This window comes from Alkalibacterium sp. 20, from assembly GCF_001885615.1.
GTDB lineage: Bacteria > Bacillota > Bacilli > Lactobacillales > Carnobacteriaceae_A > Alkalibacterium.
In genome coordinates this window covers 1-20,044 of the sequence record NZ_LSRN01000043.1, presented here as the reverse complement: position 1 = coordinate 20,044, position 20,044 = coordinate 1, and the positions used below count along the sequence as shown (strand labels likewise).

The 20,044-nt window shown below is 37.0% G+C and carries 23 protein-coding genes, 2 tRNA genes and 2 pseudogenes; 24 read left to right on the top strand and 3 right to left on the bottom strand.

Annotated features, from left to right (window positions below; all coding sequences use genetic code 11):
- The first annotated feature begins 133 nt into the window (after nucleotides 1–133).
- Nucleotides 134–1,477, top strand: a complete 1,344-nt coding sequence (gene glnA / locus AX762_RS07935; RefSeq protein ID WP_071848609.1) for a type I glutamate--ammonia ligase — start codon at nucleotides 134–136, stop codon at nucleotides 1,475–1,477.
- 126 nt (nucleotides 1,478–1,603) lie between these two features.
- Nucleotides 1,604–2,179 carry a cob(I)yrinic acid a,c-diamide adenosyltransferase gene (locus AX762_RS07930; protein WP_083432879.1) on the top strand — a complete coding sequence of 192 codons (576 nt, stop codon included), beginning with the start codon at nucleotides 1,604–1,606 and terminating at the stop codon, nucleotides 2,177–2,179.
- 73 nt (nucleotides 2,180–2,252) lie between these two features.
- Here the strand turns inward: AX762_RS07930 and AX762_RS07925 are convergent.
- Nucleotides 2,253–2,326 (bottom strand) — tRNA-Arg (locus tag AX762_RS07925).
- Between the two features lie 204 nt (nucleotides 2,327–2,530).
- Between AX762_RS07925 and AX762_RS07920 the strand changes: the two genes are divergently transcribed.
- Nucleotides 2,531–3,334: a ZIP family metal transporter gene (locus AX762_RS07920; RefSeq protein ID WP_071848608.1), complete on the top strand. Its 804-nt coding sequence runs from the start codon at nucleotides 2,531–2,533 to the stop codon at nucleotides 3,332–3,334.
- Nucleotides 3,335–3,521: 187 nt separating this feature from the next.
- On the opposite strand, the pseudogene AX762_RS13375 reads toward AX762_RS07920, so the two are convergent.
- Together AX762_RS13375 and AX762_RS12975 are read right to left on the bottom strand one after the other, a co-directional pair.
- Nucleotides 3,522–3,641, bottom strand: a pseudogene (locus AX762_RS13375) (transposase); the annotation flags it as partial.
- A 33-nt stretch (nucleotides 3,642–3,674) separates the two neighbouring features.
- Nucleotides 3,675–4,181, bottom strand: a pseudogene (locus AX762_RS12975) (transposase).
- 543 nt (nucleotides 4,182–4,724) lie between these two features.
- Here AX762_RS12975 and AX762_RS07900 point away from each other — a divergent pair.
- The 21 genes from AX762_RS07900 to tig form a co-directional block, all read left to right on the top strand.
- A complete protein-coding gene (locus tag AX762_RS07900) occupies nucleotides 4,725–5,183 on the top strand; it encodes a hypothetical protein (protein ID WP_071848606.1) in 459 nt (152 codons plus the stop codon).
- Nucleotides 5,184–5,285: 102 nt separating this feature from the next.
- Nucleotides 5,286–5,376 (top strand) — tRNA-Ser (locus AX762_RS07895).
- 248 nt (nucleotides 5,377–5,624) lie between these two features.
- Nucleotides 5,625–5,777, top strand: coding sequence for a hypothetical protein (locus tag AX762_RS12800; RefSeq protein WP_177244069.1), 153 nt, complete (start codon nucleotides 5,625–5,627; stop codon nucleotides 5,775–5,777).
- Between the two features lie 369 nt (nucleotides 5,778–6,146).
- Nucleotides 6,147–6,704 (top strand): CDP-alcohol phosphatidyltransferase family protein, encoded by a 558-nt coding sequence (locus AX762_RS07890; RefSeq protein WP_071848605.1) that lies wholly within the window; start codon nucleotides 6,147–6,149, stop codon nucleotides 6,702–6,704.
- 108 nt (nucleotides 6,705–6,812) lie between these two features.
- Nucleotides 6,813–7,253 (top strand): MarR family winged helix-turn-helix transcriptional regulator, encoded by a 441-nt coding sequence (locus AX762_RS07885; protein WP_071848604.1) that lies wholly within the window; start codon nucleotides 6,813–6,815, stop codon nucleotides 7,251–7,253.
- A 123-nt stretch (nucleotides 7,254–7,376) separates the two neighbouring features.
- The gene (locus AX762_RS07880) at nucleotides 7,377–7,754 is read left to right on the top strand and encodes a DUF2187 family protein (RefSeq protein ID WP_071848603.1); all 378 of its coding nucleotides are present in this window, start codon (nucleotides 7,377–7,379) and stop codon (nucleotides 7,752–7,754) included.
- A gap of 146 nt (nucleotides 7,755–7,900) precedes the next feature.
- Nucleotides 7,901–8,356 (top strand): MarR family winged helix-turn-helix transcriptional regulator, encoded by a 456-nt coding sequence (locus tag AX762_RS07875; protein WP_071848602.1) that lies wholly within the window; start codon nucleotides 7,901–7,903, stop codon nucleotides 8,354–8,356.
- Nucleotides 8,356–9,339, top strand: a complete 984-nt coding sequence (locus AX762_RS07870; RefSeq protein ID WP_071848601.1) for a beta-ketoacyl-ACP synthase III — start codon at nucleotides 8,356–8,358, stop codon at nucleotides 9,337–9,339. Before AX762_RS07875 ends, AX762_RS07870 begins: the two co-directional genes overlap by 1 nt.
- A 37-nt stretch (nucleotides 9,340–9,376) precedes the next feature.
- The gene (locus AX762_RS07865; protein ID WP_071848600.1) at nucleotides 9,377–9,610 is read left to right on the top strand and encodes an acyl carrier protein; all 234 of its coding nucleotides are present in this window, start codon (nucleotides 9,377–9,379) and stop codon (nucleotides 9,608–9,610) included.
- 18 nt (nucleotides 9,611–9,628) lie between these two features.
- On the top strand, nucleotides 9,629–10,579 hold the full coding sequence (fabK, locus tag AX762_RS07860) for an enoyl-[acyl-carrier-protein] reductase FabK (protein ID WP_071848599.1): 951 nt from the start codon (nucleotides 9,629–9,631) through the stop codon (nucleotides 10,577–10,579).
- Nucleotides 10,580–10,654: 75 nt separating this feature from the next.
- Nucleotides 10,655–11,587: an ACP S-malonyltransferase gene (gene fabD, locus AX762_RS07855; RefSeq protein WP_071848598.1), complete on the top strand. Its 933-nt coding sequence runs from the start codon at nucleotides 10,655–10,657 to the stop codon at nucleotides 11,585–11,587.
- 11 nt (nucleotides 11,588–11,598) lie between these two features.
- Complete coding sequence (fabG, locus tag AX762_RS07850; protein WP_071848597.1) at nucleotides 11,599–12,333, top strand: 3-oxoacyl-[acyl-carrier-protein] reductase; 735 nt, start codon at nucleotides 11,599–11,601, stop codon at nucleotides 12,331–12,333.
- A 16-nt stretch (nucleotides 12,334–12,349) separates the two neighbouring features.
- Entirely contained in the window at nucleotides 12,350–13,594 is a 1,245-nt protein-coding gene (fabF, locus tag AX762_RS07845) for a beta-ketoacyl-ACP synthase II (RefSeq protein WP_071848596.1), read from the top strand.
- Nucleotides 13,591–14,094 (top strand): acetyl-CoA carboxylase biotin carboxyl carrier protein, encoded by a 504-nt coding sequence (gene accB, locus AX762_RS07840; RefSeq protein WP_071848595.1) that lies wholly within the window; start codon nucleotides 13,591–13,593, stop codon nucleotides 14,092–14,094. The genes fabF and accB overlap by 4 nt, the downstream gene beginning before the upstream one ends.
- Before the next feature lie 21 nt (nucleotides 14,095–14,115).
- Nucleotides 14,116–14,538, top strand: coding sequence for a 3-hydroxyacyl-ACP dehydratase FabZ (gene fabZ, locus AX762_RS07835; RefSeq protein WP_177244070.1), 423 nt, complete (start codon nucleotides 14,116–14,118; stop codon nucleotides 14,536–14,538).
- Between the two features lie 39 nt (nucleotides 14,539–14,577).
- Nucleotides 14,578–15,963, top strand: a complete 1,386-nt coding sequence (accC, locus tag AX762_RS07830; RefSeq protein ID WP_071848593.1) for an acetyl-CoA carboxylase biotin carboxylase subunit — start codon at nucleotides 14,578–14,580, stop codon at nucleotides 15,961–15,963.
- Nucleotides 15,950–16,825 carry an acetyl-CoA carboxylase, carboxyltransferase subunit beta gene (gene accD, locus AX762_RS07825; RefSeq protein WP_071848592.1) on the top strand — a complete coding sequence of 292 codons (876 nt, stop codon included), beginning with the start codon at nucleotides 15,950–15,952 and terminating at the stop codon, nucleotides 16,823–16,825. Before accC ends, accD begins: the two co-directional genes overlap by 14 nt.
- Nucleotides 16,822–17,604 carry an acetyl-CoA carboxylase carboxyltransferase subunit alpha gene (locus AX762_RS07820; protein ID WP_071848591.1) on the top strand — a complete coding sequence of 261 codons (783 nt, stop codon included), beginning with the start codon at nucleotides 16,822–16,824 and terminating at the stop codon, nucleotides 17,602–17,604. Before accD ends, AX762_RS07820 begins: the two co-directional genes overlap by 4 nt.
- A complete protein-coding gene (locus AX762_RS13370) occupies nucleotides 17,580–17,741 on the top strand; it encodes an SPASM domain-containing protein (protein WP_371261654.1) in 162 nt (53 codons plus the stop codon). Before AX762_RS07820 ends, AX762_RS13370 begins: the two co-directional genes overlap by 25 nt.
- Nucleotides 17,687–18,646, top strand: coding sequence for a hypothetical protein (locus AX762_RS07815; protein WP_071848590.1), 960 nt, complete (start codon nucleotides 17,687–17,689; stop codon nucleotides 18,644–18,646). Before AX762_RS13370 ends, AX762_RS07815 begins: the two co-directional genes overlap by 55 nt.
- 150 nt (nucleotides 18,647–18,796) lie before the next feature.
- The coding region (tig, locus tag AX762_RS07810) for a trigger factor (RefSeq protein ID WP_083432878.1) at nucleotides 18,797–20,044 on the top strand (1,248 nt) is incomplete at its 3' end.

Sequence of the window (20,044 nt, the reverse complement as noted above, 5' to 3'; positions counted from 1 at the left end):
AATAAGAATAAAATCAGTTTTAGACATTTTACTTGCACTCTGAAAATAATAGTGGTATTATTCTAAAGTACTTATTGTATAAGGATTTACAAGCATAAAAAGGATATTGGTATATATGGGAGGAGAGGTTAAAATGAGTGAGATCACTGAAGAAAAGATAGTAGAAGATGTCAAGAAACAAAATGTGCGTTTTTTGCGGTTAATGTTCACAGACATTTTAGGTATCGTTAAAAATGTAGAGGTACCTGTCAGCCAAGTTGGAAAAGTTTTAGAAGGAAAAATGATGTTTGACGGTTCTTCAATTGAAGGCTTCGTGCGTATTCATGAGTCAGATATGTATCTAAAACCTGATTTAAGCACATGGTTAGTTTTTCCATGGGAAATAGAAGCATTTAAAGGAGGCACAGTAGCACGCTTGATTTGTGATATTGTTAATCCGGATGGTTCTCCATTCTTAGGTGACCCTAGAACCAATTTGAAAAGAGTAATGAGTGAAGCGAAAGAAATGGGTTTTTCTTCATTTAACTTAGGTCCCGAACCTGAATTCTTTTTGTTTAAACTTAATGAAAACAATGAAGTAAGTGAAAATTTAAATGACAATGGTGGGTATTTTGACCTGGCTCCAACTGATTTAGCTGAAAATTGTCGTCGAGATATTGTATTAGAACTTGAAGATTTAGGTTTTGAAATAGAAGCCAGTCATCATGAAGTGGCACCGGGACAACATGAAATCGACTGGAAATATGCCGATGCAGTTGAAGCCTGTGACAATATTCAAACATTCAAATTAATCGTTAAAACAGTTGCACGTAAATATGGTCTACATGCGACATTTATGGCTAAACCTCTATTTGGAATCAACGGATCTGGCATGCATTGCAATATGTCTTTATTTAAAGGTGAAGAGAATGCTTTTTACGATGAAACAGATGAGAGAGAATTAAGCCAGACAGCCTATCAATTTTTAGCGGGACTACTGCATCATGCTCCAGCTTACACAGCAATAACCAATCCGACAGTGAATTCTTACAAACGTCTGGTGCCAGGTTATGAAGCTCCTGTTTATATAGCTTGGTCAGGGAGCAACCGAACACCAATGATTAGAATTCCAGCATCAAGAGGATTGTCTACTCGTTTAGAAGTAAGATCCGTCGATCCGATGGCCAATCCTTATTTAGCTTTAGCGGTGATGTTAAAAGCTGGTCTCGATGGAGTCAAAAATGAATGGATGCCTCCTCGTGAGACATGCGACAATATCTACGATATGAATCAAAATGATTTAGATGAAAATGGTATCAAATCGCTACCTACTAGCTTGCATGATGCGTTACAAGTGTTGAAGAGTAGTATGATAATGAAAGAGGCTTTAGGCAATCATATCTACAGAAATTTCTATCAATCAAAAACGGTAGAATGGAACTCCTATAAGGCTTCTGTAAGTCAGTGGGAGAAAGATAATTATTTGAAACTCTATTAAAGTTAAACCGATAAAAGCATTATTCTGTTTTTAAGAGTAATGCTTTTATTGTGTTTAAAAATTGCTATAAGCAGGTCGAATGAATTATACTACACATATAAATGATGAAGCTATGGAGTGATGATAATGAAAATATATACTGGTAGAGGCGATTATGGAAACACCAATTTGATTGGCGGAGGAACGATTAAAAAGACTGATAAACGGGTAGAAGCCTATGGCGGCATTGATGAACTTAATTCGCATGTAGGCTTGTTGTTGAGTTTGATCAACGAGGAATGGGCTGTGTCCAGAAATTATATCAAAAATTCTCTGAGTCGGATTCAACATCAATTATTCGACATAGGAAGTATACTCGCAGATAAAGATAATAAAATGGAAATGAACTTTGAAAGTTCTGAAATCAATAAAATCGAACATGAAATTGATGAAATCAATCAGGAATTAAGTGAAATAAAGTATTTTATATTACCCGGGGGAACGAAACAAGCCTCTCAAGCTCATGTTGCTCGTACGGTTACGCGACGCATAGAAAGAACCATGCTGTCTTTACATGATGTGGAACCTTTACCCAAAGAGATACTGATATATGTTAACCGTTTGTCAGACTATTTCTTTGTGTTAGCCCGTTATTTGAACAAAATAGCGGAAAAAGAAGAAGTTTTTTATACAAAAACTGGAGAAGTGTTTCATAACGACTAATTGTTATAAAAAGAAGAAGCTCCCGTCTAAAAATAGACAGGAGCTTCTTCTTTTTTATTAACCGTATTAATTACGTTCCGGAAGGGATTCGAACCCCTGACCGTTCGCTTAGAAGGCGAATGCTCTATCCAACTGAGCTACCGGAACTATTTAACCAACATATTTTATTATATAGATGTTTAGACTAGATGTCAATAAAGAAATTTAATAATAGAATAGATTTGTGATTTATTGACATTCTACAAATTCGTAAGTTTGATAAGTAATAGAAATACATCTTGTGAATCATTTCGTTTATAGTCGTTTTCAGCTATAATTACAAAGAAAAATATAATAGGAGGAGAATGAGAAATGGAATGGTTTATTGAGCAACACCCCGTAATGCAGGCTTTTTTAGCCACGTTATTTACTTGGGGCGTCACAGCATTAGGTGCAGCTGTTGTATTCTTCTTTAAGGAAATCAACAAAAATGTACTGACTGGCATGTTAGGCTTTGCGGCAGGGGTTATGATCGCTGCAAGTTTCTGGTCATTGCTTGCGCCTGCCATCGAGATGACAGAACTGACAAATACACCCGCATGGTTTCCTGCAGTCGTCGGATTTTTATTTGGTGGTTTGTTTCTTCTCATCACAGATAAAGTACTTCCTCACGTACATCCGGGAACTGAAGTAAGTGAAGGAATTAAAACTGACTGGCAACGAAGCGTCTTACTGGTATTAGCTATTACGTTGCATAATATACCTGAAGGGTTAGCTGTTGGAGTGGCATTCGGAGCAGCAGCTGCTGGTTATCCTACGGCTACAGTAACAAGTGCGATTGCCTTAGCTATCGGTATCGGTCTGCAAAACTTTCCGGAGGGGGCTGCAGTTTCTGTGCCTTTAAGAAAAAATGGAATGAGCCGACTAAAAGCTTTCTCATATGGACAGGCTTCAGGCCTTGTTGAACCGATTGCTGGGGTTATAGGAGCGGCTTTAGTCTTAATGATGCAGCCTTTATTGCCATATGCCCTGTCTTTTGCTGCCGGTGCGATGATTTATGTTGTCGTCGAAGAACTCATACCAGAAGCGAAAGTTGAACGATGGAACGATATCGGAACGATTGGAGCCATGCTTGGTTTTGCAGTCATGATGTTCTTGGATGTCTCTTTGGGTTAAAAAAGGGTCAAGTCCATTATTGTGTGTAAAATTGTACAGTAATTACTTTCTTATTCAATTGAACGTGCTGGCAGGCAGAGCCTGCTATAGGACTCGCTAAAGTAGGAATCAAAACCCGATTTCTACTTTAGCGAGGCCTTTCTTTTTAATTATTTGTTCATTTCATCAATCGCACTATTCTGTTCTCTTAAAAAAGGGCATGACTATCTAACCATTTTTCATGAATATCAAGCAGAGCTGCTCCTATTAGACTCACGGCTGAAGCGACATTTGGAAATATCGATACCACTTTTTCGCAGCGTCTAACCTTACGGTTTAATCATTCGAGAGTATTCGTTGTTCATAAAGACACGTGGTAAGCCTCAGGTTCATTTAGATATTGAATGCTATCCATAAATCCATTATCCAGTTTTTCTAATCCTTTTTCATATTTCGGGTTGATTTCTACAAAAGCCTCAAAGGCTTCAATTTCAGGATCTATCCGTTTCAAAATTGAGGACACAAATGATTTTGATATTTTTTCACCACACAATTTTTCGACAATCTTAGTCACTTTCCGGGTAGAAACACCATTAATCACAGCTTCTATCATACTTAAAACAAGCACTTGTTCCATTCGTTGATACCGTTCAAATGATTTCGTCGAAAATTCCCCAGAACGAGTCCGAGTGACGTTTAACTATAAACTGCCCACCGATACAATGTAGTGACGAGAATAGTACCCATTGCGATAAACTTCATGGCTTAAACTTCGTTCATACTTCTGAGCATTGATATATTCATCTCTATCTGTTTCCATATACGCATTCATAACCAAGACTGCTAAAGACTTTAATTTACTATTCATATCACTTTTCCTTTCTCAATGTGTGTTGGTAACTACATTGTACCAAGGTTGATATGACCTTTTTTATTTTACACAATTATACAGACACAACTTAAAAAAGCATAAGCGTTTATATTGGTGAGATGAGACACTTTAGTGATACTATCACTAAAGTGTCTCATTATATTTAGAAGATTGGAATGTAAGCTTTGAATGCTAAGGCTTTATAATATTGTCTGACTTTCCCCAGTTAAAGTTAACAGACGTCCTCGCTCCATAAAATCTACATATTCATTGATTATGATAAGCAGTGTAAAAGATTTAAGGAGGATTATACGATGTATCATAATATGTATGGCTTATTTGGAGGAGCATTCATTTCCATGATGTTCGGAGGATTATTTTAGATCATACTCATCATCATTTTCTTGTATTTACTATTTAGAAAAGTCTCAGAAGGTAATAATGGCTACCACACGAATAAAAAATCGGCTTTAGATATTCTAGATTTAGAATACGCTAAAGGAAATATATATCAGAAGAAGAATATAGGAGGATTTACTTTTGAAGTTTATCGTTGCTCATCAAGATGTTATTGAAATGGCTGTAGAAATGGAAAAATTGCTACAGAGTGGTGTATACAAGCTAGAGGAATTAGTAATCGTCTGTGCAGAAGAGCGACAATCAGATATAGAATCAATGGTTTCAGTAAAGATCGATACAGTAAATGCAGACGAACAAAACGATGATAATCAATCAACAATGAGAGATCATCGATTGGAAGGAAATAATCAACGTCTTTATGATGGAATGATTTACAGAGGTGGTTACGTTCTAATGGAAGACGATAAAGTGCCTTTCTTAGAAGCGTTAAAGCCTACAACTAATAAACAGGATGATGATTCTAAGCCTAATAACATGTATGCTCCTAGGTTTGGTGTAGATTTAAAAGGCCCGGAAAGTGATGCAACAAATCATGAAGACAATTTTAACCCTGACAATCCGAACCCTCAAAACAAATAATTTGATAGAGACAGGTGAGTAGTGCATATAATTTACTCACCTGTCTCTTTTATTTTGGATTGATATTAATCAATAAATTAGATATACTAGTAAATGTAACTACGAGAGTTACCCAAGCCCGGCTGAAGGGGACGGACTCGAAATCCGTTAGGCGGCTTATGGCTGTGCGAGGGTTCGAATCCCTCACTCTCGGTATATGAACCTATAATCCATGTGATTATAGGTTTTTTGTGTTTTTGATTACTTTTTTACTGATTTCGGTATATGTTTCTATCAATGCCTCCATAAAAGAGTGCCAGTATATCTTCAAGTGAAAAACAAAGAAATTAGTAGACGATAAAGTATATAAAAACAGATTTTATTCATTAACAATCGAAACGCTTTCATTTATACTGTATAATATAATAATGTTAGATTTATTAACAGAACGGAGGCGAGGACATGGTGACGGAAAAACAATTAAATGAGTTGAAAATATTAAAAAATGAGCGTAAAAAAAGTAATGAGTCACTTCGAATCGCTGAAGTGACTAAAATATTATATCCTGTAGTTAAGAAGCACGGACATAAATTGATTAATAGCAGTCAGGAATAGAACAATAAGGCAAACTAGAAATAATAGATAAATATATGAAGTAGTTAGGTAAATGTTATGAATCACAATATTAAAAGCTCAGATTTGAAGTTGAACGACTTTTTTGGAAATTCAATTATAAAAACCTGATTATATGAATAATGTTTTGTGTGTATCTTGTAGTGTGACTTCGAAGAGTTATGATATACTAATAAAATAAGAAATAAATAAAAGAATCAGTTTATACAAGGATTCTCTTTTAGTACATCAGTAACTACTAATAATTAAGTATGAAATCATGAAGAGTGAGTGTTTTTCAGATCGTATTACGCCATTAATATATTTACGCAGATTTTTTACCTTGAATTATTATGTGAAAGGAATGATGATATGGATAAGAGAGACTGGTTTACGATACCAAATATTCTATCTTACTTCAGGCTTATCCTCATTCCTGTTTTCGTATACTTTTACGTCACAGCTGTAACGAAAGAGGATTTTAGGCTTGCAACGGGCATCCTCGTTTTATCCGGAATAACAGATGCTGCAGATGGGTTCATAGCCAGACGGTTTGATCAAGGGACTAAAATAGGTCAATTACTTGATCCGGTAGCAGACAAACTGACTCAGATAGCTGTAGTTAGTGTACTTATGTTGAGGTGGCCAGTATTTAGCTTTCTATTACTCCTCTTTATTATCAAAGAAGGGTACATGTTTGTTGAAAATATACGATTATACCGAAAAAAAATAACTTTAGATGGCTCAAAATGGTACGGGAAGATTGCAACGCTTGTTTTCTACCTTACTATGTTTATAGCGGTCTTTTTCCCGAATCTGTCCAATGTGACGGTCTTTTTCTTAGTCATACTCGCCAGCGCCTATCAATTACTTGCCCTATTTTATTACGTTAAACTATTTAAATATTTACATAAAAGTGAGGAAAATTAAATCTGATATTTTCCTCACTTTTTATTTGTGTTAAAATATAAAAATGGCACTCTATAGGTTACGATACATAAAAATAAAAAATATAGTAAATAGTAAAGGTGAGTATAAATGAATAACAATCGAGATGAGTTGAAAGCATTAACCATCCTGTTAAAAGCGTCTTCAAGTGTTGAAAAAGTCGTGAAAAAAGATATGTCTTCTTACGGATTGAATGCGACAGAATTTACCGTTTTAGAACTGTTATATAGTAAAGGTAAACAGCCTATTCAAAAAATTGGGCAACAAGTTTTGCTTGCTTCAAGCAGCATCACTTACGTGGTTGATCGCTTAGAAGAGAAAGGATTTGTCAACCGCATCGCAGATGAAAATGACAGACGTGTGACATTTTGTGAATTATCCGATGTAGGAGAAAAACTGATGAAAGAAATTTTTCCAAGACATGCTGAAAAAATTGCAGAACTCTTTGAAGCCTGTTCAAAAAAAGAAATTTTAGCGCTTCAGTCAACTTTGAAAAAAGTGGGTTATAAAGCGGCTGGATTGTTGGAGTAAAATCGTTCCTATACAGAGAGTTAGCTAAGTTAAATAATGTGCTTAAAGTGTTTAGTCGATAAACACTTTTTTTTATGGTATAATGATTAAAGGAGCTTAAAAACTTTATGAAAGAATTGAGGGATGAAAGTGGCAAAAGTTGTAATAACCGCTGAAGTTCAAGAACTAGTGGAAACAGAGCTTCGAAAAGGCGCCAGCAATTCCCGTATTGCTAATCTACTGAATTTACCTTACAAAGAAGCCGTTGAAATAATAGAGACCATAAAAGAAGATTTAAGACCGGATGTAGGAGATGAAATTGTTTTTTCTTTCAGAGATGAAGCGATGGAAGGTATTATCGAAAAGCTCCTTACTAATAGTGCAATAGTTAAAATAAATTGGACGAATTCAGCCGAAAGAATGCATGATCTGGTTGAAGAAAAAACGGTTGTTAACTTTAAAGATATTGAAGGATTTAAGAATCAAATCATTGAAGAAACTGAAGATTTAAAAGAAGAATAGTAGTATTTAGATAAGCCGTCAAATTGATGGCTTATCTTTTTTTTGCATTTTTTTCTTGACAGAATTAGTAATCTAAGTTATTGTTTGAAAGTCAAATAGTTTGATGTTCAAACAATATTTGAAATGATGGATTAGGAGGAGTTGATGTGGCCCAACGAATAAATGAAGTCAACAGTTATTTGGTTTCGATTTTCAATGATGTATTGATGATTGAAGAGCGAACTTTACAAACAAGCCAATTTAAAGATGTTTCAATTAAAGAGATGCATACGATAGATGCCATAGGTATGTACGTGGAACACACGACAAGTGAAGTAGCGAGGAAACTGGGGATTACCGTAGGGACCTTAACCGTTTCTGTAAATAATTTGGTGAGAAAAGGCTATGTCAACCGTGTGAGAAGCGAGATCGACCGTCGGGTAGTAACCTTAGCTCTGACAAAAAAAGGGCGATTACTTTACCGACTTCACGATAAATTCCATCGTGATATGGTGAATGAAACAATTAATGAGATGGATGATAAAGAATCAGAAGTACTCATGCATGGTTTAAAAAATCTTCATGGATTCTTGAAGCGAACAAAGGAGCAGTTGCCAGACTAATGAAAACCTTTGGAGTAACAATTCGTTCAACAGGCAGATACGTTCCTGAGAATAGTGTGTACAATGAAACACTTGCTCAGTGGATGGATACATCTGATGAATGGATCAATAAAAGAACTGGTATAAAAAAAAGACACCTATCGACAGGTCAGGATACAAGCGACTTATGTATAGAAGCGAGTAAAAAAGCTCTTGATAAAAGCGAGATCGACTCTAGTCAAATAGGCTTAATTATCGTTGCAACCATGACACCTGATAGTCAATCGCCTTCTGTTGCAAGTAAAGTTCAAGCAGCTCTGAAAGCTAACAATGCTGTTGCTTTTGATCTGAGTGCAGCGTGCTCAGGCTTTATCTATGGTTTGTCAGTGGCAGAAAAAATGCTTCGACATATGACATTTCCTTATGCCCTAGTTATAGGCGGAGAAGTTATGTCAAAGACACTGGATTGGAATGATAGAAAAACATCAGTACTATTTGGTGATGGAGCTGGAGCAGTGCTGTTACAAAAAGAAGAGTCTGCGGAAGCATTTATTGCTGAGGATCTACATACAGACGGCGAAAAAGGTGATGCATTAGTTTCTGGGGAACAAGAGGTTAAGAACCCACTCTGTGTTTCACAAGAAAAAAGCGGCTATCTAACAATGGATGGTCGGGCTATTTTTAATTTTGTTACCAAGACCATACCCAAAAGTATCAATCTGGTATTGGAAAATAGCCATACCGAGCTTGAAAATGTTGATTATGTGCTTTTGCATCAAGCAAATGCAAGAATAATAGAAATAGTTTCCAAGAAATTGGGCAGTCCGCTGTCTAAATTTCCAATAAATATTCAAGATTACGGAAATACCTCTGCTGCTAGTTTGCCGATATTATTAGACGAATTGGTTGAAAATAATACGATTAGACTGGGCAGTGGACAAAAAATAGTATTAAGCGCGTTCGGCGGGGGATTAACCTGGGGAACGTTACTAATAAAAATGTAATAAAAATAAAAAAACAACTTATATGGAGGAAATTAAAATGACAACATTCAAACAAGTACAGGACATTATCGTGGATCAATTAGACAAAGAAGAAAACGAAGTACAATTAAACACTAACTTCAGAGATGAATTAGAAGCAGATAGTTTAGATTTATTCCAAATCATCAACGATATCGAAGACGAATTTGATATTAAAATTGAATCTGAAGAAGGTTTAAATACCGTTAAAGATCTCGTCGATTATGTTGAAAAACAAGTAGAATCAAAATAAGTAAGAAGGAGCTCCTAGATGAAACAATCATTAATAGAAAAAATAGGTATTGATTATCCAATTATACAAGGAGCCATGTCTTGGGTAGCTTCACCGAGTCTTGCAGCAGCAGTTTCAAATGCTGGTGGTTTAGGTATGCTGGGTTCCGGTCATGAGCCTGCAGAAGTGGTAAGGAAATCAATTAAAGAGACCAAAAAATTAACGGACAAACCCTTTGGTGTAAATGTATTGCTCTTATCTCCATACGTGGATGATGTCGTTGATGTGGTTTGCGAAGAAAATATTAAAGTCATCACAACTGGAGCAGGCACCCCAGGGAAATACATGAAAAGATTTAAAGAAGCTGGGATTACTGTCATACCTGTCGTTGCGTCTGTGGCATTAGCACGACGCATGGAAAACGAAGGGGCAGATGCCATCATTTGTGAAGGAATGGAAGCTGGCGGTCATATCGGGAAATTAACAACGATGACGTTGGTCCCACAAGTGGTCGATGCTGTAAGTATTCCAGTAATTGCAGCTGGCGGTATTGGTGACGGACGCGGAATGGCTGCAGCATTTATGCTTGGAGCAGCAGCAGTACAGTTAGGCACACGATTTGTAGTGGCGCATGAAAGTATTGCTCACGAGACCTTTAAACAACGCATTATTAAAGCACGTGATATTGATACCGTTGTTACGGGAATGGTTACCGGACATCCGGTCAGAGTACTCAGAAACAAACTGACTAAGGAATACCTAAAAGTAGAAAAAGAAATTTCGAGTGATGAAAATCCTGATTTTACACGCTTAGAGGCACTAGCTAAAGGTTCTTTGAGAAAAGCAGTAGTAGAGGGAGACAAAGATAGCGGTTCCTTCATGTCTGGTCAAATTGCCGGATTAGTAACAAAAGAACAAAGTTGCCATGATATCATCCAGGAACTTATGGGAGAATACGATGAGTTAGTTAAACATCCGAAACTTTTTTAATTATATACTTTGATATTCAAACCATTTTTCTTTGACTAATTATTTTGAAATGCATTAAAGAATAGGAGAGATAGCTTGAAAACAGCTTTTTTATTCAGTGGTCAAGGGGCACAATATAACGCTATGGGTCAAGACTTCTACGATGAGTTTGATGAAGTCAAACAAATTTTCTATAAAGCAAGCAAACAACTTGGTGTGGACTTAGCTGAAATTTGTTTTGAAGATGATCCAAGATTAAACGAGACGGCCTATACGCAACCCGCGATACTGACTGTTAGTTATGCCATAGAACAAGTTGTGAAAAAAACGATCGGTTTGACTCCCGATGCAGTCGCCGGATTGAGTCTGGGGGAATATACAGCTTTATTATCTTCAGGTTCTTTAAGGTTCGAAGACGCTGTTCCTCTCGTTCATCAGCGTGGTTCTTTAATGGAGAAAGCCGTACCCGATGGTGAAGGTGCTATGGCAGCGATCCTGGGACTTGACGCACTAGCTTTAACCTCGATATGCGAAGAAGTATCAAAAGAGAGTTATGTTGCTATAGCAAATTACAATACTCCCGGTCAGTTGGTTATTTCAGGTAAAACAGACGGTGTTGAAATGGCGATGATTCAAGCGTCAAATAAGGGAGCTAAGAAAGCCATTAAATTAAATGTTAGTGGTCCTTTTCATACTAAATTACTTGAACCGGCAGGTCAGGCATTCGCTGAATCTCTTGCTGAAGTATCATTTGAGTCATTTGAGTATCCTGTTTATTCCAATGTAACTGCCAATAGTTATCCGGATACCGAAGCAATAAAATCACTGTTAACGAGTCAAATTTCTTCACCAGTCAAATTTGAACAAATGATAAGACAGATGATTTCTGATGGGGTATCGACATTTATTGAAGTGGGACCGGGCAAAACCTTGCGTTCTTTCGTCAAAAATATAGATAGAAATGTCACGGTCAAGAATGTTGAAAATGTTAAACAATTAGAAACTATAGCGAAAATTATGCATTCCTAAAGGAGTCGAGTATGGACAGTAAAAAAGTTGTTATTGTCACCGGAAGTTCAAGAGGAATAGGTAAAGCTATTGCTTCCTCTTTTTTAAAGCAGGGACATACAGTCGTAGTCAATGGTCGCAGTGAAATGTCATCTGATTTAATGGATTATTTCAACAGTTTAGGTGGAGAAGTGTATCCTATCATTGGTGACATAAGCGATGAAGCATTTGCAAAACAGTTAATAAAAGAAACTAAAAAAATGTTTAAAAAAATAGATGTACTTATCAATAACGCCGGATTAACAAAAGACAATCTACTCATACGAATGACCGAAGACGATTTCGATTCGACTTTGACCGTTAACTTGAAAGGGACCTTCTTTACAACTAAAGAAGTAGCAAAAGTGATGCTCAAGCAGCGTTCCGGTCATATCATTAACATTTCGAGTGTTGTCGGTACAGTAGGAAATGTCGGACAAGCTAATTATGCGGCGAGTAAAGCTGGAGTCATAGGTTTTACAAAATCAATTGCAAAAGAACTAGCACCACGAGGGATTGTGGCAAATGCTATTGCACCTGGATTTATTGAATCAGATATGACAAACAATCTAACTGAAGATGTCAAAGAACAAGCGTTACAATCTATACCACTCAAACGATTAGGAAAAGCAGAAGAAGTCGCTGAATTAGTGAATTTTTTGAGTGACCAAAAATATATAACCGGTCAAGTTTTACATGTTGATGGTGGAATGGTCATGAACGGTTAATTCTAGGAGGATATGAATGGAAAAAGTTGTCGTTACTGGGTTAGGGGCTATTACGCCTCTAGGGAACTCGGTTGAAGAGTTTTGGACAGGATTAAAAACAGGTAAGAATGGCATCGTGCCATTGACTAAATTTGATGGTGAAGCAATCAATGTAAGTGTTGCTGGTGAAGTGAAAGATTTTCAGGCTAGAGACTTAATGGATAGGAAATTAGCTAAAAGAATGGATCCTTTCTCACAGTATGGTGTGGCTGCAGCTCTAGAAGCAATGAAAGACAGCGGATTGGATGAGTTTGCCTTTGACGCTGACCGTTTAGGCGTTATCGTAGGTTCCGGTATCGGCGGTTTACAGACGATGCAGACTCAAATTATCAAAATGCACGAAAAAGGGTTAGACAGAGTGGAACCACTTTTCGTGCCAAAAGCAATAGGAAATATGGTAGCTGGAAACATTTCGATTGCAACAGGAGCCAAAGGACCTAACTTATCTATTGTTACGGCGTGTGCCTCTGGTAATAATTCAATAGGCGAAGCGTTTAGACAAATCAAACACGGTTATGCGGATTATATGTTAGCAGGAGGGGCAGAAGCTAGTTTGAACGAAATCGGTATGTCTGGTTTTGCTGCACTTAATGCCTTGTCAACAAGTGATGATCCGGATGCAGCTTCTCTTCCTTTCGATAAAAATCGTCACGGTTTTGTGATGGGAGAAGGCGCAGGTATATTGATTCTTGAAAGTTTAACCTCTGCCTTGGAACGTGGGGCTCACATCTATGCTGAAATAGTAGGATACGGAGCGACCGGTGACAGTTTCCATATGACCGCTCCGACACCCGATGGCGAAGGCGCTGCGAAAGCGATGAAGTTAGCAATGAAAGAAGCGGGTATCGAACCGAAAGATATAGGTTATATCAACGCACACGGCACGTCTACACCGGCTAATGATTCTGCCGAAACGAACGCTATCAAAATGGCGCTTGGTGAAGAAAGTTCTAAAACCGTCGCAGTATCAAGTACAAAAAGTATGACCGGTCATTTACTTGGTGGTGCAGGAGCCATTGAAGCCATTGCAACCGTGAAATCTCTTGAAGAGAATATTATGCCACCGACAATCAACACAAAAGAATTAGATGAAAAATGTGATTTGGATTATATTTTGAATGAAGCTCGCGAGCAAGAAAATATTTATGCTTTAAATAATTCGCTTGGTTTCGGAGGACATAATGCTGTGACGTGTTTCAAAAAATGGAGTGAAACTAAATGAATAACAACGAAATAAAAGAACTGATTCATTTGATCGATCAGTCCGGTTTGAAGTATTTTGAAATGGAAAATGATTCAGTTTCTTTGAAATTAAGTAAACGCGAATCTGATCATGTAAATATCACTCAGGATAAACCAACAGAAAATCAGAATGATGCCCTACATGAAACATTAAATAATACTGAAGTTAAAAAGCAGAGTAAAGAGAAAAATGAAAATACTTTGAATAACACCGAAGAAGACAATGCAGCTGATGAGACACTTCACAATATAAAATCACCGATCGTAGGAACGAGTTATCGTTCTTCCTCCCCAGATTCGCCAGACTTTGTTAAGGTCGGAGATTCGGTGGATGCCGGGCAAACTATCCTCATTATTGAAGCGATGAAAGTAATGAATGAAATCAAGAGTGATGTCTCCGGTGTAATTGAAGAAATACTTATTGAAGATGGACAGGCGATCGAATATGATCAGGCCTTAATAAAAATAAATGTGAATTAAAAGGAGATTACTATGACGACTATGAATATTGCAGAAATTCAGGAATTAATACCGAATCGCTATCCCATTTATTACATTGATAAAGTAACAGAAATGATTCCTGGTGAACACGTGACGGCCATTAAAAATGTAACAATCAACGAAGAATTTTTCCAAGGTCACTTTCCTGGAGAACCTGTAATGCCCGGAGTTTTAATCGTAGAAAGCCTGGCACAAGCTGGATCTATCCCATTATTGACACTCGACAGATTCAAATCACAAACGGCTTACTTGGGTGGTATAAACAAGGTTAAGTTTAGAAAAAAAGTGGTTCCAGGAGACGTCCTTGTATTAAAAGTAGATATTGTTAAGCTTAAAGATTATGCCGGCATTGGAAAAGCCGTTGCTTACGTCGATGGAAAAAAAGTGTGTGAAGCAGAATTAACATTTATCATTGGAAAGTAAGCTCTTTAACGTTTAATAATGTATAAGGAAGGTATGTGCATGTTTCAAAAAATACTTATAGCCAATCGAGGAGAAATTGCGGTACGGATCATCAGAGCGTGTCAGGAATTAAATATCAAAACAGTGGCTGTATACTCAACTGCAGATAAGGATGCTCTTCATATGCAGCTGGCAGATGAAGCGGTGTGCATAGGGCCTTCTAAAGCGAATGAATCATACTTGAATATACAGAACATTCTGAGTGCAGCGGTATTAACCGGTGCAGAGGCTATTCATCCGGGATTTGGTTTTCTATCAGAAAACAGCACCTTCGCAGCGATGTGTGAAGAAGTAAATGTTTCGTTTATCGGTCCTAATAAAGATATTATTGATCAGATGGGTAATAAATCAAATGCGCGCACGATGATGAAAAAAGCTAATGTGCCAGTTGTCCCGGGAAGTGATCATTCGATCACTGCATTTTCAGAGGTTGAAGCAATGGTCGACGAAATCGGTATGCCTGTAATTATTAAAGCGGTAGCAGGTGGTGGCGGTAAAGGTATGCGGATGGTTTTCAATGCAGAGGAGCTGGAAGCGAAGTTCCTGCAGGCTCAATCCGAATCTAAAGCTGCTTTTGGTGACGATAGAATGTATGTAGAACGAATCATTACACCTGCTAAACACATCGAAGTACAAATTTTAGCTGACCATTATGGTAATGTGATTCATTTGGGAGAACGTGATTGTTCTCTTCAGAGAAATCACCAGAAGATTCTTGAGGAAGCGCCAAGTCCAACGTTGTCTGAAAAAACAAGAAAACGCATTTGTGAAAGTGCGGTAGAAGCCGCTAAAATGGTAGGATATGAGAATGCTGGAACCATTGAATTTTTAGTGGATGCAGATGAAAGATTTTATTTCATGGAAATGAATACCCGTATCCAAGTCGAACATCCAATAACTGAGATGATTACATCAATAGACATCGTTAAAGAACAAATCAAGATTGCTTTTGGCGAGCGTCTTTCAATCACTCAAGATGACGTGATTCTGACTGGACATGCTATTGAATGTCGTATCAATGCGGAAAATCCCTTGTTTAATTTTGCCCCCTCTCCCGGGAATATAGACTTCTTGAATGTTCCTTCAGGAGGGCTGGGCTTGCGCGTGGATACAGCCATGTTTGCCGGAGCAACGATCCCACCTTATTACGATGCGATGGTCGCTAAAGTCATCACCCATGGAAACAGCAGAGAAGAAGCCATTAGCAAAATGGATCGTGCCTTAAATGAAATGGTGATTGAAGGGATTCAAACCAATTTAGATTTTCATATCGACTTGCTCAGGGACGCTAACTTTAAAACAGGAGAGTATACAATCGATACACTGTCACAAGTGATCATACCTAAGTGGTTGAAAGATAAGGAGGCTAATGATGAGGTTGTTTAAAAAAAGACCTTATATTACCCTGCAAAAAACTGTGGGAGAGAGCGGTCCGCAAGTACCAGATGGCATGTTTGAAAAGTGTCCTAGTTGTCAGAAACCCATTTATGTTAAATCTTTAGGTAAAGCACGCCGATGTCCTAATTGTCATTATACTTTTCGAATCAGTGCGCAAGAGCGGTTGTCGATTACTGTAGACCCTAAAACATTTATAGAATGGGATGCAGACGTAACAACACATAATCCGCTTGATTTTCCGGATTACGAACAAAAAATTTCTCGAATTCAAATAAAAACAGGACTAAGAGAAGCTGTGTTAACTGGCGAAGCCTATATTCAAGGTAACCAAGCCGCTATTGGCATTATGGATTCTCACTTTATAATGGGAAGTATGGGCCAAGCGGTAGGGGAAAAGATTACACGCTTGTTTGAAAAAGCATTGGATAAAAATTTGCCCGTTGTTCTTTTTACAGCTTCAGGTGGGGCACGTATGCAGGAAGGGATTTTCTCTTTAATGCAGATGGCAAAAACCAGTGCAGCAATAAAACGTTTTTCTGATCAAGGGTTGTTTTATCTTACCGTACTGACGGATCCAACTACAGGTGGAGTGACGGCCAGTTTTGCTATGCAGGGTGATATCATTCTAGCCGAACCAGGTGCGCTCGTAGGATTTGCCGGCAAAAGAGTGATAGAACAAACGATAAAAGCATCATTACCGGATGACTTTCAGCTCGCTGAGACGGTACTGAATAACGGATTTATCGATCAAATTGTTGAGAGAGAAAAACTGCGGTCCATCATTTCGCAACTCATAGACATGCATTCTTATCAAGCTGATAGAGTAGAAAAAGAAGGTGAATCTTTATGAGTAATGCGATGGAAATTGTTAATCAAGCACGTAAATTAGACCGATTAAGCATGAAAGATATTACAACGCAATTGGTTGAGGGGTTTATTGAATTACACGGAGATAGACTCTATAAAGATGATGAAGCCATTATTGGTGGCATTGGTAAAATCAACGGAAGACCGGTCACGGTTATCGGAAATCAAAAAGGATCATCCATCGAAGAAAATATGAGACGGAATTTTGGTTCTCCACATCCTGAGGGTTATCGAAAATCATTGCGACTGATGAAACAAGCTGAAAAATTCAATCGTCCGATCATCAATTTTATCAATACCTCGGGTGCTTATTGTGGTTTAGAAGCTGAAGAACGCGGACAAGGAGAGGCAATAGCCAATAATCTTTTTGAAATGAGCCGTTTGAACGTGCCTATTTTATCTATTATTTTAGGTGAAGGTGGTAGTGGTGGAGCATTGGCACTGGCATTGGCCGACGAAGTTTGGATGATGGAATATTCTATTTATTCTATTCTATCGCCTGAGGGATTCGCATCTATTCTCTGGAAAGATTCCAAGAGATCTGCAGAAGCTGCTGATTTGATGAAATTAACCTCCTACGATTTAAATGAACTTGGCATCGTTGAAAAGGTAATTGCTGAAAAAATTGAAAACCAGTGGATCAATAAAGAAGATTTGATGAAACAGATGAAAATAGATATCATCGATAAGCTGGATAGTTTAAACACACTACCTAGAGAGACTCTGTTGGAAAAAAGATACGAAAGATTCAGGGAATTTTAAGCAATGGGAGTTTATCCTATTGCTTTTTTTGTATATGTCTCCTTAAATTTGGTATGATAACTACTAAAGAGGTGAAGGGGATATGGGAGAGCAAATCGAATTTCCAAAGAATTTCAATATGTACATGGCTCAAGTGATGAGTTGTCTAAGAGAAGGAAATGTAGAAAAAGCTGTTATACAAATGAAGAAAGCATATGCTATTAAAGATGCAGAAAGTCTCAATATTCTTCTTGTTTCATCCTTATTGCAGATGGGTCATTATCAAGAAGCGCTCGAGCTGGCCAATGAAAAAAACTATTTTTACGAGTCTGATGAAAAGAGACTACTCATATATGTTGAAGTCTTGATAGAGAATAATCAAATTCTTCAAGCTGAAAAATATATTAAAGACTCACTCTCTAGTTCAGCTATAAAACACAAAGACTCTTGGAGCAGGCTGGAAGAAAAACTTGATCAATCAAAAAGACAACAAGAAGAGAATAAAAGAAAAGCTGAAGAAAAAACAGTTAAAGAACTTTATTCCCTGGCATCATTAAATACTTTGGAGCAATTTTCTAAAATTGAGGATATTTATACATTACCCAATGATAAATTGGAAAAAGTTGCACCACACGTTTTTGTTAATCCATATGTTCATCCATTAGTTAGGGCGACTTTATTCTCACTGCTGGCTGAAAGAGGAATAGACAGACAATATAACTATCTCTGGTTTGAAGAAACAGAAGAAATAAATCCTGGAGATACTACTTCTATTGAAGATAATCCGACGGTGAAAGAACTGATGAACGTCATGAATGATAAATTAATGCAAAATCCTTCTTTGTATCAAATAGTAAAGAATGAAATCGACACACTATTTTTAATGCTTTATCCGTTTGAAGAAAAAGTCATAAAAAGAGACGGCGTTGAAGAGTGGGTGAATAGTGTGATTCAGGCTATCGAACCAGATTTTTTAACTGAGGAAAAAATAGACGATAAAAAGAGAAAAAATATCAGTAGGTGGATAAAAAAAATACACAGTGAATTGCTTAGATTTGAGTAACGAATGTTTACAAATCAAGTTAACTATTGTATGATATATTAGTATGTTCAAATAATAAGTGTAATAAATTGATTGTTGCTAGAAGATAAGTGAAACTAGTGCAATCATTTTATAACGTTAAAATACAATTAATGTCGGAGGTTAATAGTAATGGAAACAAAATTTGAGAAAACTGGGCCAACTACTGGTCGCTTAGAATTTACTATCGAGCAAGAAACAGTGGCAAAAGGGTTAGATAAAACATTTAAAAAGGTTCAAAAAACATTAAATGTGCCTGGATTCCGTAAAGGACGAGTACCTCGTCGAATTTTCAACCAAATGTATGGTGAATCAGCTTTGTATGAAGATACATTAAACGATTTATTACCAGCAGCTTACTCACAAGCTATTGAAGAAATTGACATAGAACCTGTTGCTCAACCAGACGTTGATATCAAATCAGTCGGTAAAGACCAGGATTGGGAATTAACTGCTGAATTAACATTAAAACCTGATGTTGAATTAGGTCAATATAAAGATTTAGATGTTGTAAAACAAGACCGAGAAGTATCTGAAGAAGAAGTTGCAGAAAGTTTAGAAAAACGTCGTCAAAGCTTAGCAGAATTAGCAATCAAAGAAGATGCTGCAGAAGAAGGCGATACTGTTGTTATCGATTATGAAGGATTTAAAGACGGCGAAGCATTTGAAGGTGGCAAAGGCGAAAATCACTCACTGGAACTAGGCTCAAATTCGTTCATCCCTGGATTTGAAGAAAAATTGATCGGTGTTAAAGTCGACGATGAAAAAGAAGTTGACTTGACTTTCCCAGAAGATTATCATTCTGAAGACTTAGCTGGTCAAAAAGTAACATTTAAAGTTAAAGTTCATGAAGTCAAAGCTAAAGAATTACCAAAATTAGATGATGATTTTGCTAAAGACTTGGATGAAGACGTTGAAACATTTGATGAATTAAAAGAAAAAGCGCGTAAAGAATTAGAAGAGAATAAAGAAACGGCAGCTAACGACTCTCGTGATGATGAAGCAATCAGAAAAGCTGTAGAAAATGCAAACATCGAAGAAATTCCAAAAGAAATGGCACATGAAGAAGTGCATCGTCAAATGGAAATGTTCTTAAACAACTTGAAACAACAAGGTATTTCAGCAGAAATGTACTATCAAATGACTGGGTCAACTGAAGCTGACTTGCACAAACAATTTGAAGGTGAAGCAGAATTTAATGTTCGCACTAACTTAGTATTAGAAGCAATTGTTGAAAAAGAAAACCTTGAAGCTACTGAAGAAGATATGGAAAAAGAAACTTCTGATTTAGCTGAACAATATAATATGGATATCGAACAAGTGCGTAAGGTTCTTTCTCCACAACTATTAAATAGAGATATTTCATTGAAAAAAGCGATT

What these genes read in the sequence shown, in the direction of transcription:
- glnA (WP_071848609.1), top strand. Translation starts at nt 134, where the DNA reads ATGAGTGAGATCACTGAAGAAAAGATAGTAGAAGATGTCAAGAAACAA.
- AX762_RS07930 (WP_083432879.1), top strand. Translation starts at nt 1,604, where the DNA reads ATGAAAATATATACTGGTAGAGGCGATTATGGAAACACCAATTTGATT.
- AX762_RS07920 (WP_071848608.1), top strand. Translation starts at nt 2,531, where the DNA reads ATGGAATGGTTTATTGAGCAACACCCCGTAATGCAGGCTTTTTTAGCC.
- AX762_RS12800 (WP_177244069.1), top strand. Translation starts at nt 5,625, where the DNA reads ATGGTGACGGAAAAACAATTAAATGAGTTGAAAATATTAAAAAATGAG.
- AX762_RS07890 (WP_071848605.1), top strand. Translation starts at nt 6,147, where the DNA reads ATGGATAAGAGAGACTGGTTTACGATACCAAATATTCTATCTTACTTC.
- AX762_RS07885 (WP_071848604.1), top strand. Translation starts at nt 6,813, where the DNA reads ATGAATAACAATCGAGATGAGTTGAAAGCATTAACCATCCTGTTAAAA.
- AX762_RS07880 (WP_071848603.1), top strand. Translation starts at nt 7,377, where the DNA reads ATGAAAGTGGCAAAAGTTGTAATAACCGCTGAAGTTCAAGAACTAGTG.
- AX762_RS07870 (WP_071848601.1), top strand. Translation starts at nt 8,356, where the DNA reads ATGAAAACCTTTGGAGTAACAATTCGTTCAACAGGCAGATACGTTCCT.
- AX762_RS07865 (WP_071848600.1), top strand. Translation starts at nt 9,377, where the DNA reads ATGACAACATTCAAACAAGTACAGGACATTATCGTGGATCAATTAGAC.
- fabK (WP_071848599.1), top strand. Translation starts at nt 9,629, where the DNA reads ATGAAACAATCATTAATAGAAAAAATAGGTATTGATTATCCAATTATA.
- fabG (WP_071848597.1), top strand. Translation starts at nt 11,599, where the DNA reads ATGGACAGTAAAAAAGTTGTTATTGTCACCGGAAGTTCAAGAGGAATA.
- fabF (WP_071848596.1), top strand. Translation starts at nt 12,350, where the DNA reads ATGGAAAAAGTTGTCGTTACTGGGTTAGGGGCTATTACGCCTCTAGGG.
- accB (WP_071848595.1), top strand. Translation starts at nt 13,591, where the DNA reads ATGAATAACAACGAAATAAAAGAACTGATTCATTTGATCGATCAGTCC.
- fabZ (WP_177244070.1), top strand. Translation starts at nt 14,116, where the DNA reads ATGAATATTGCAGAAATTCAGGAATTAATACCGAATCGCTATCCCATT.
- accC (WP_071848593.1), top strand. Translation starts at nt 14,578, where the DNA reads ATGTTTCAAAAAATACTTATAGCCAATCGAGGAGAAATTGCGGTACGG.
- accD (WP_071848592.1), top strand. Translation starts at nt 15,950, where the DNA reads ATGAGGTTGTTTAAAAAAAGACCTTATATTACCCTGCAAAAAACTGTG.
- AX762_RS07820 (WP_071848591.1), top strand. Translation starts at nt 16,822, where the DNA reads ATGAGTAATGCGATGGAAATTGTTAATCAAGCACGTAAATTAGACCGA.
- AX762_RS07815 (WP_071848590.1), top strand. Translation starts at nt 17,687, where the DNA reads ATGGGAGAGCAAATCGAATTTCCAAAGAATTTCAATATGTACATGGCT.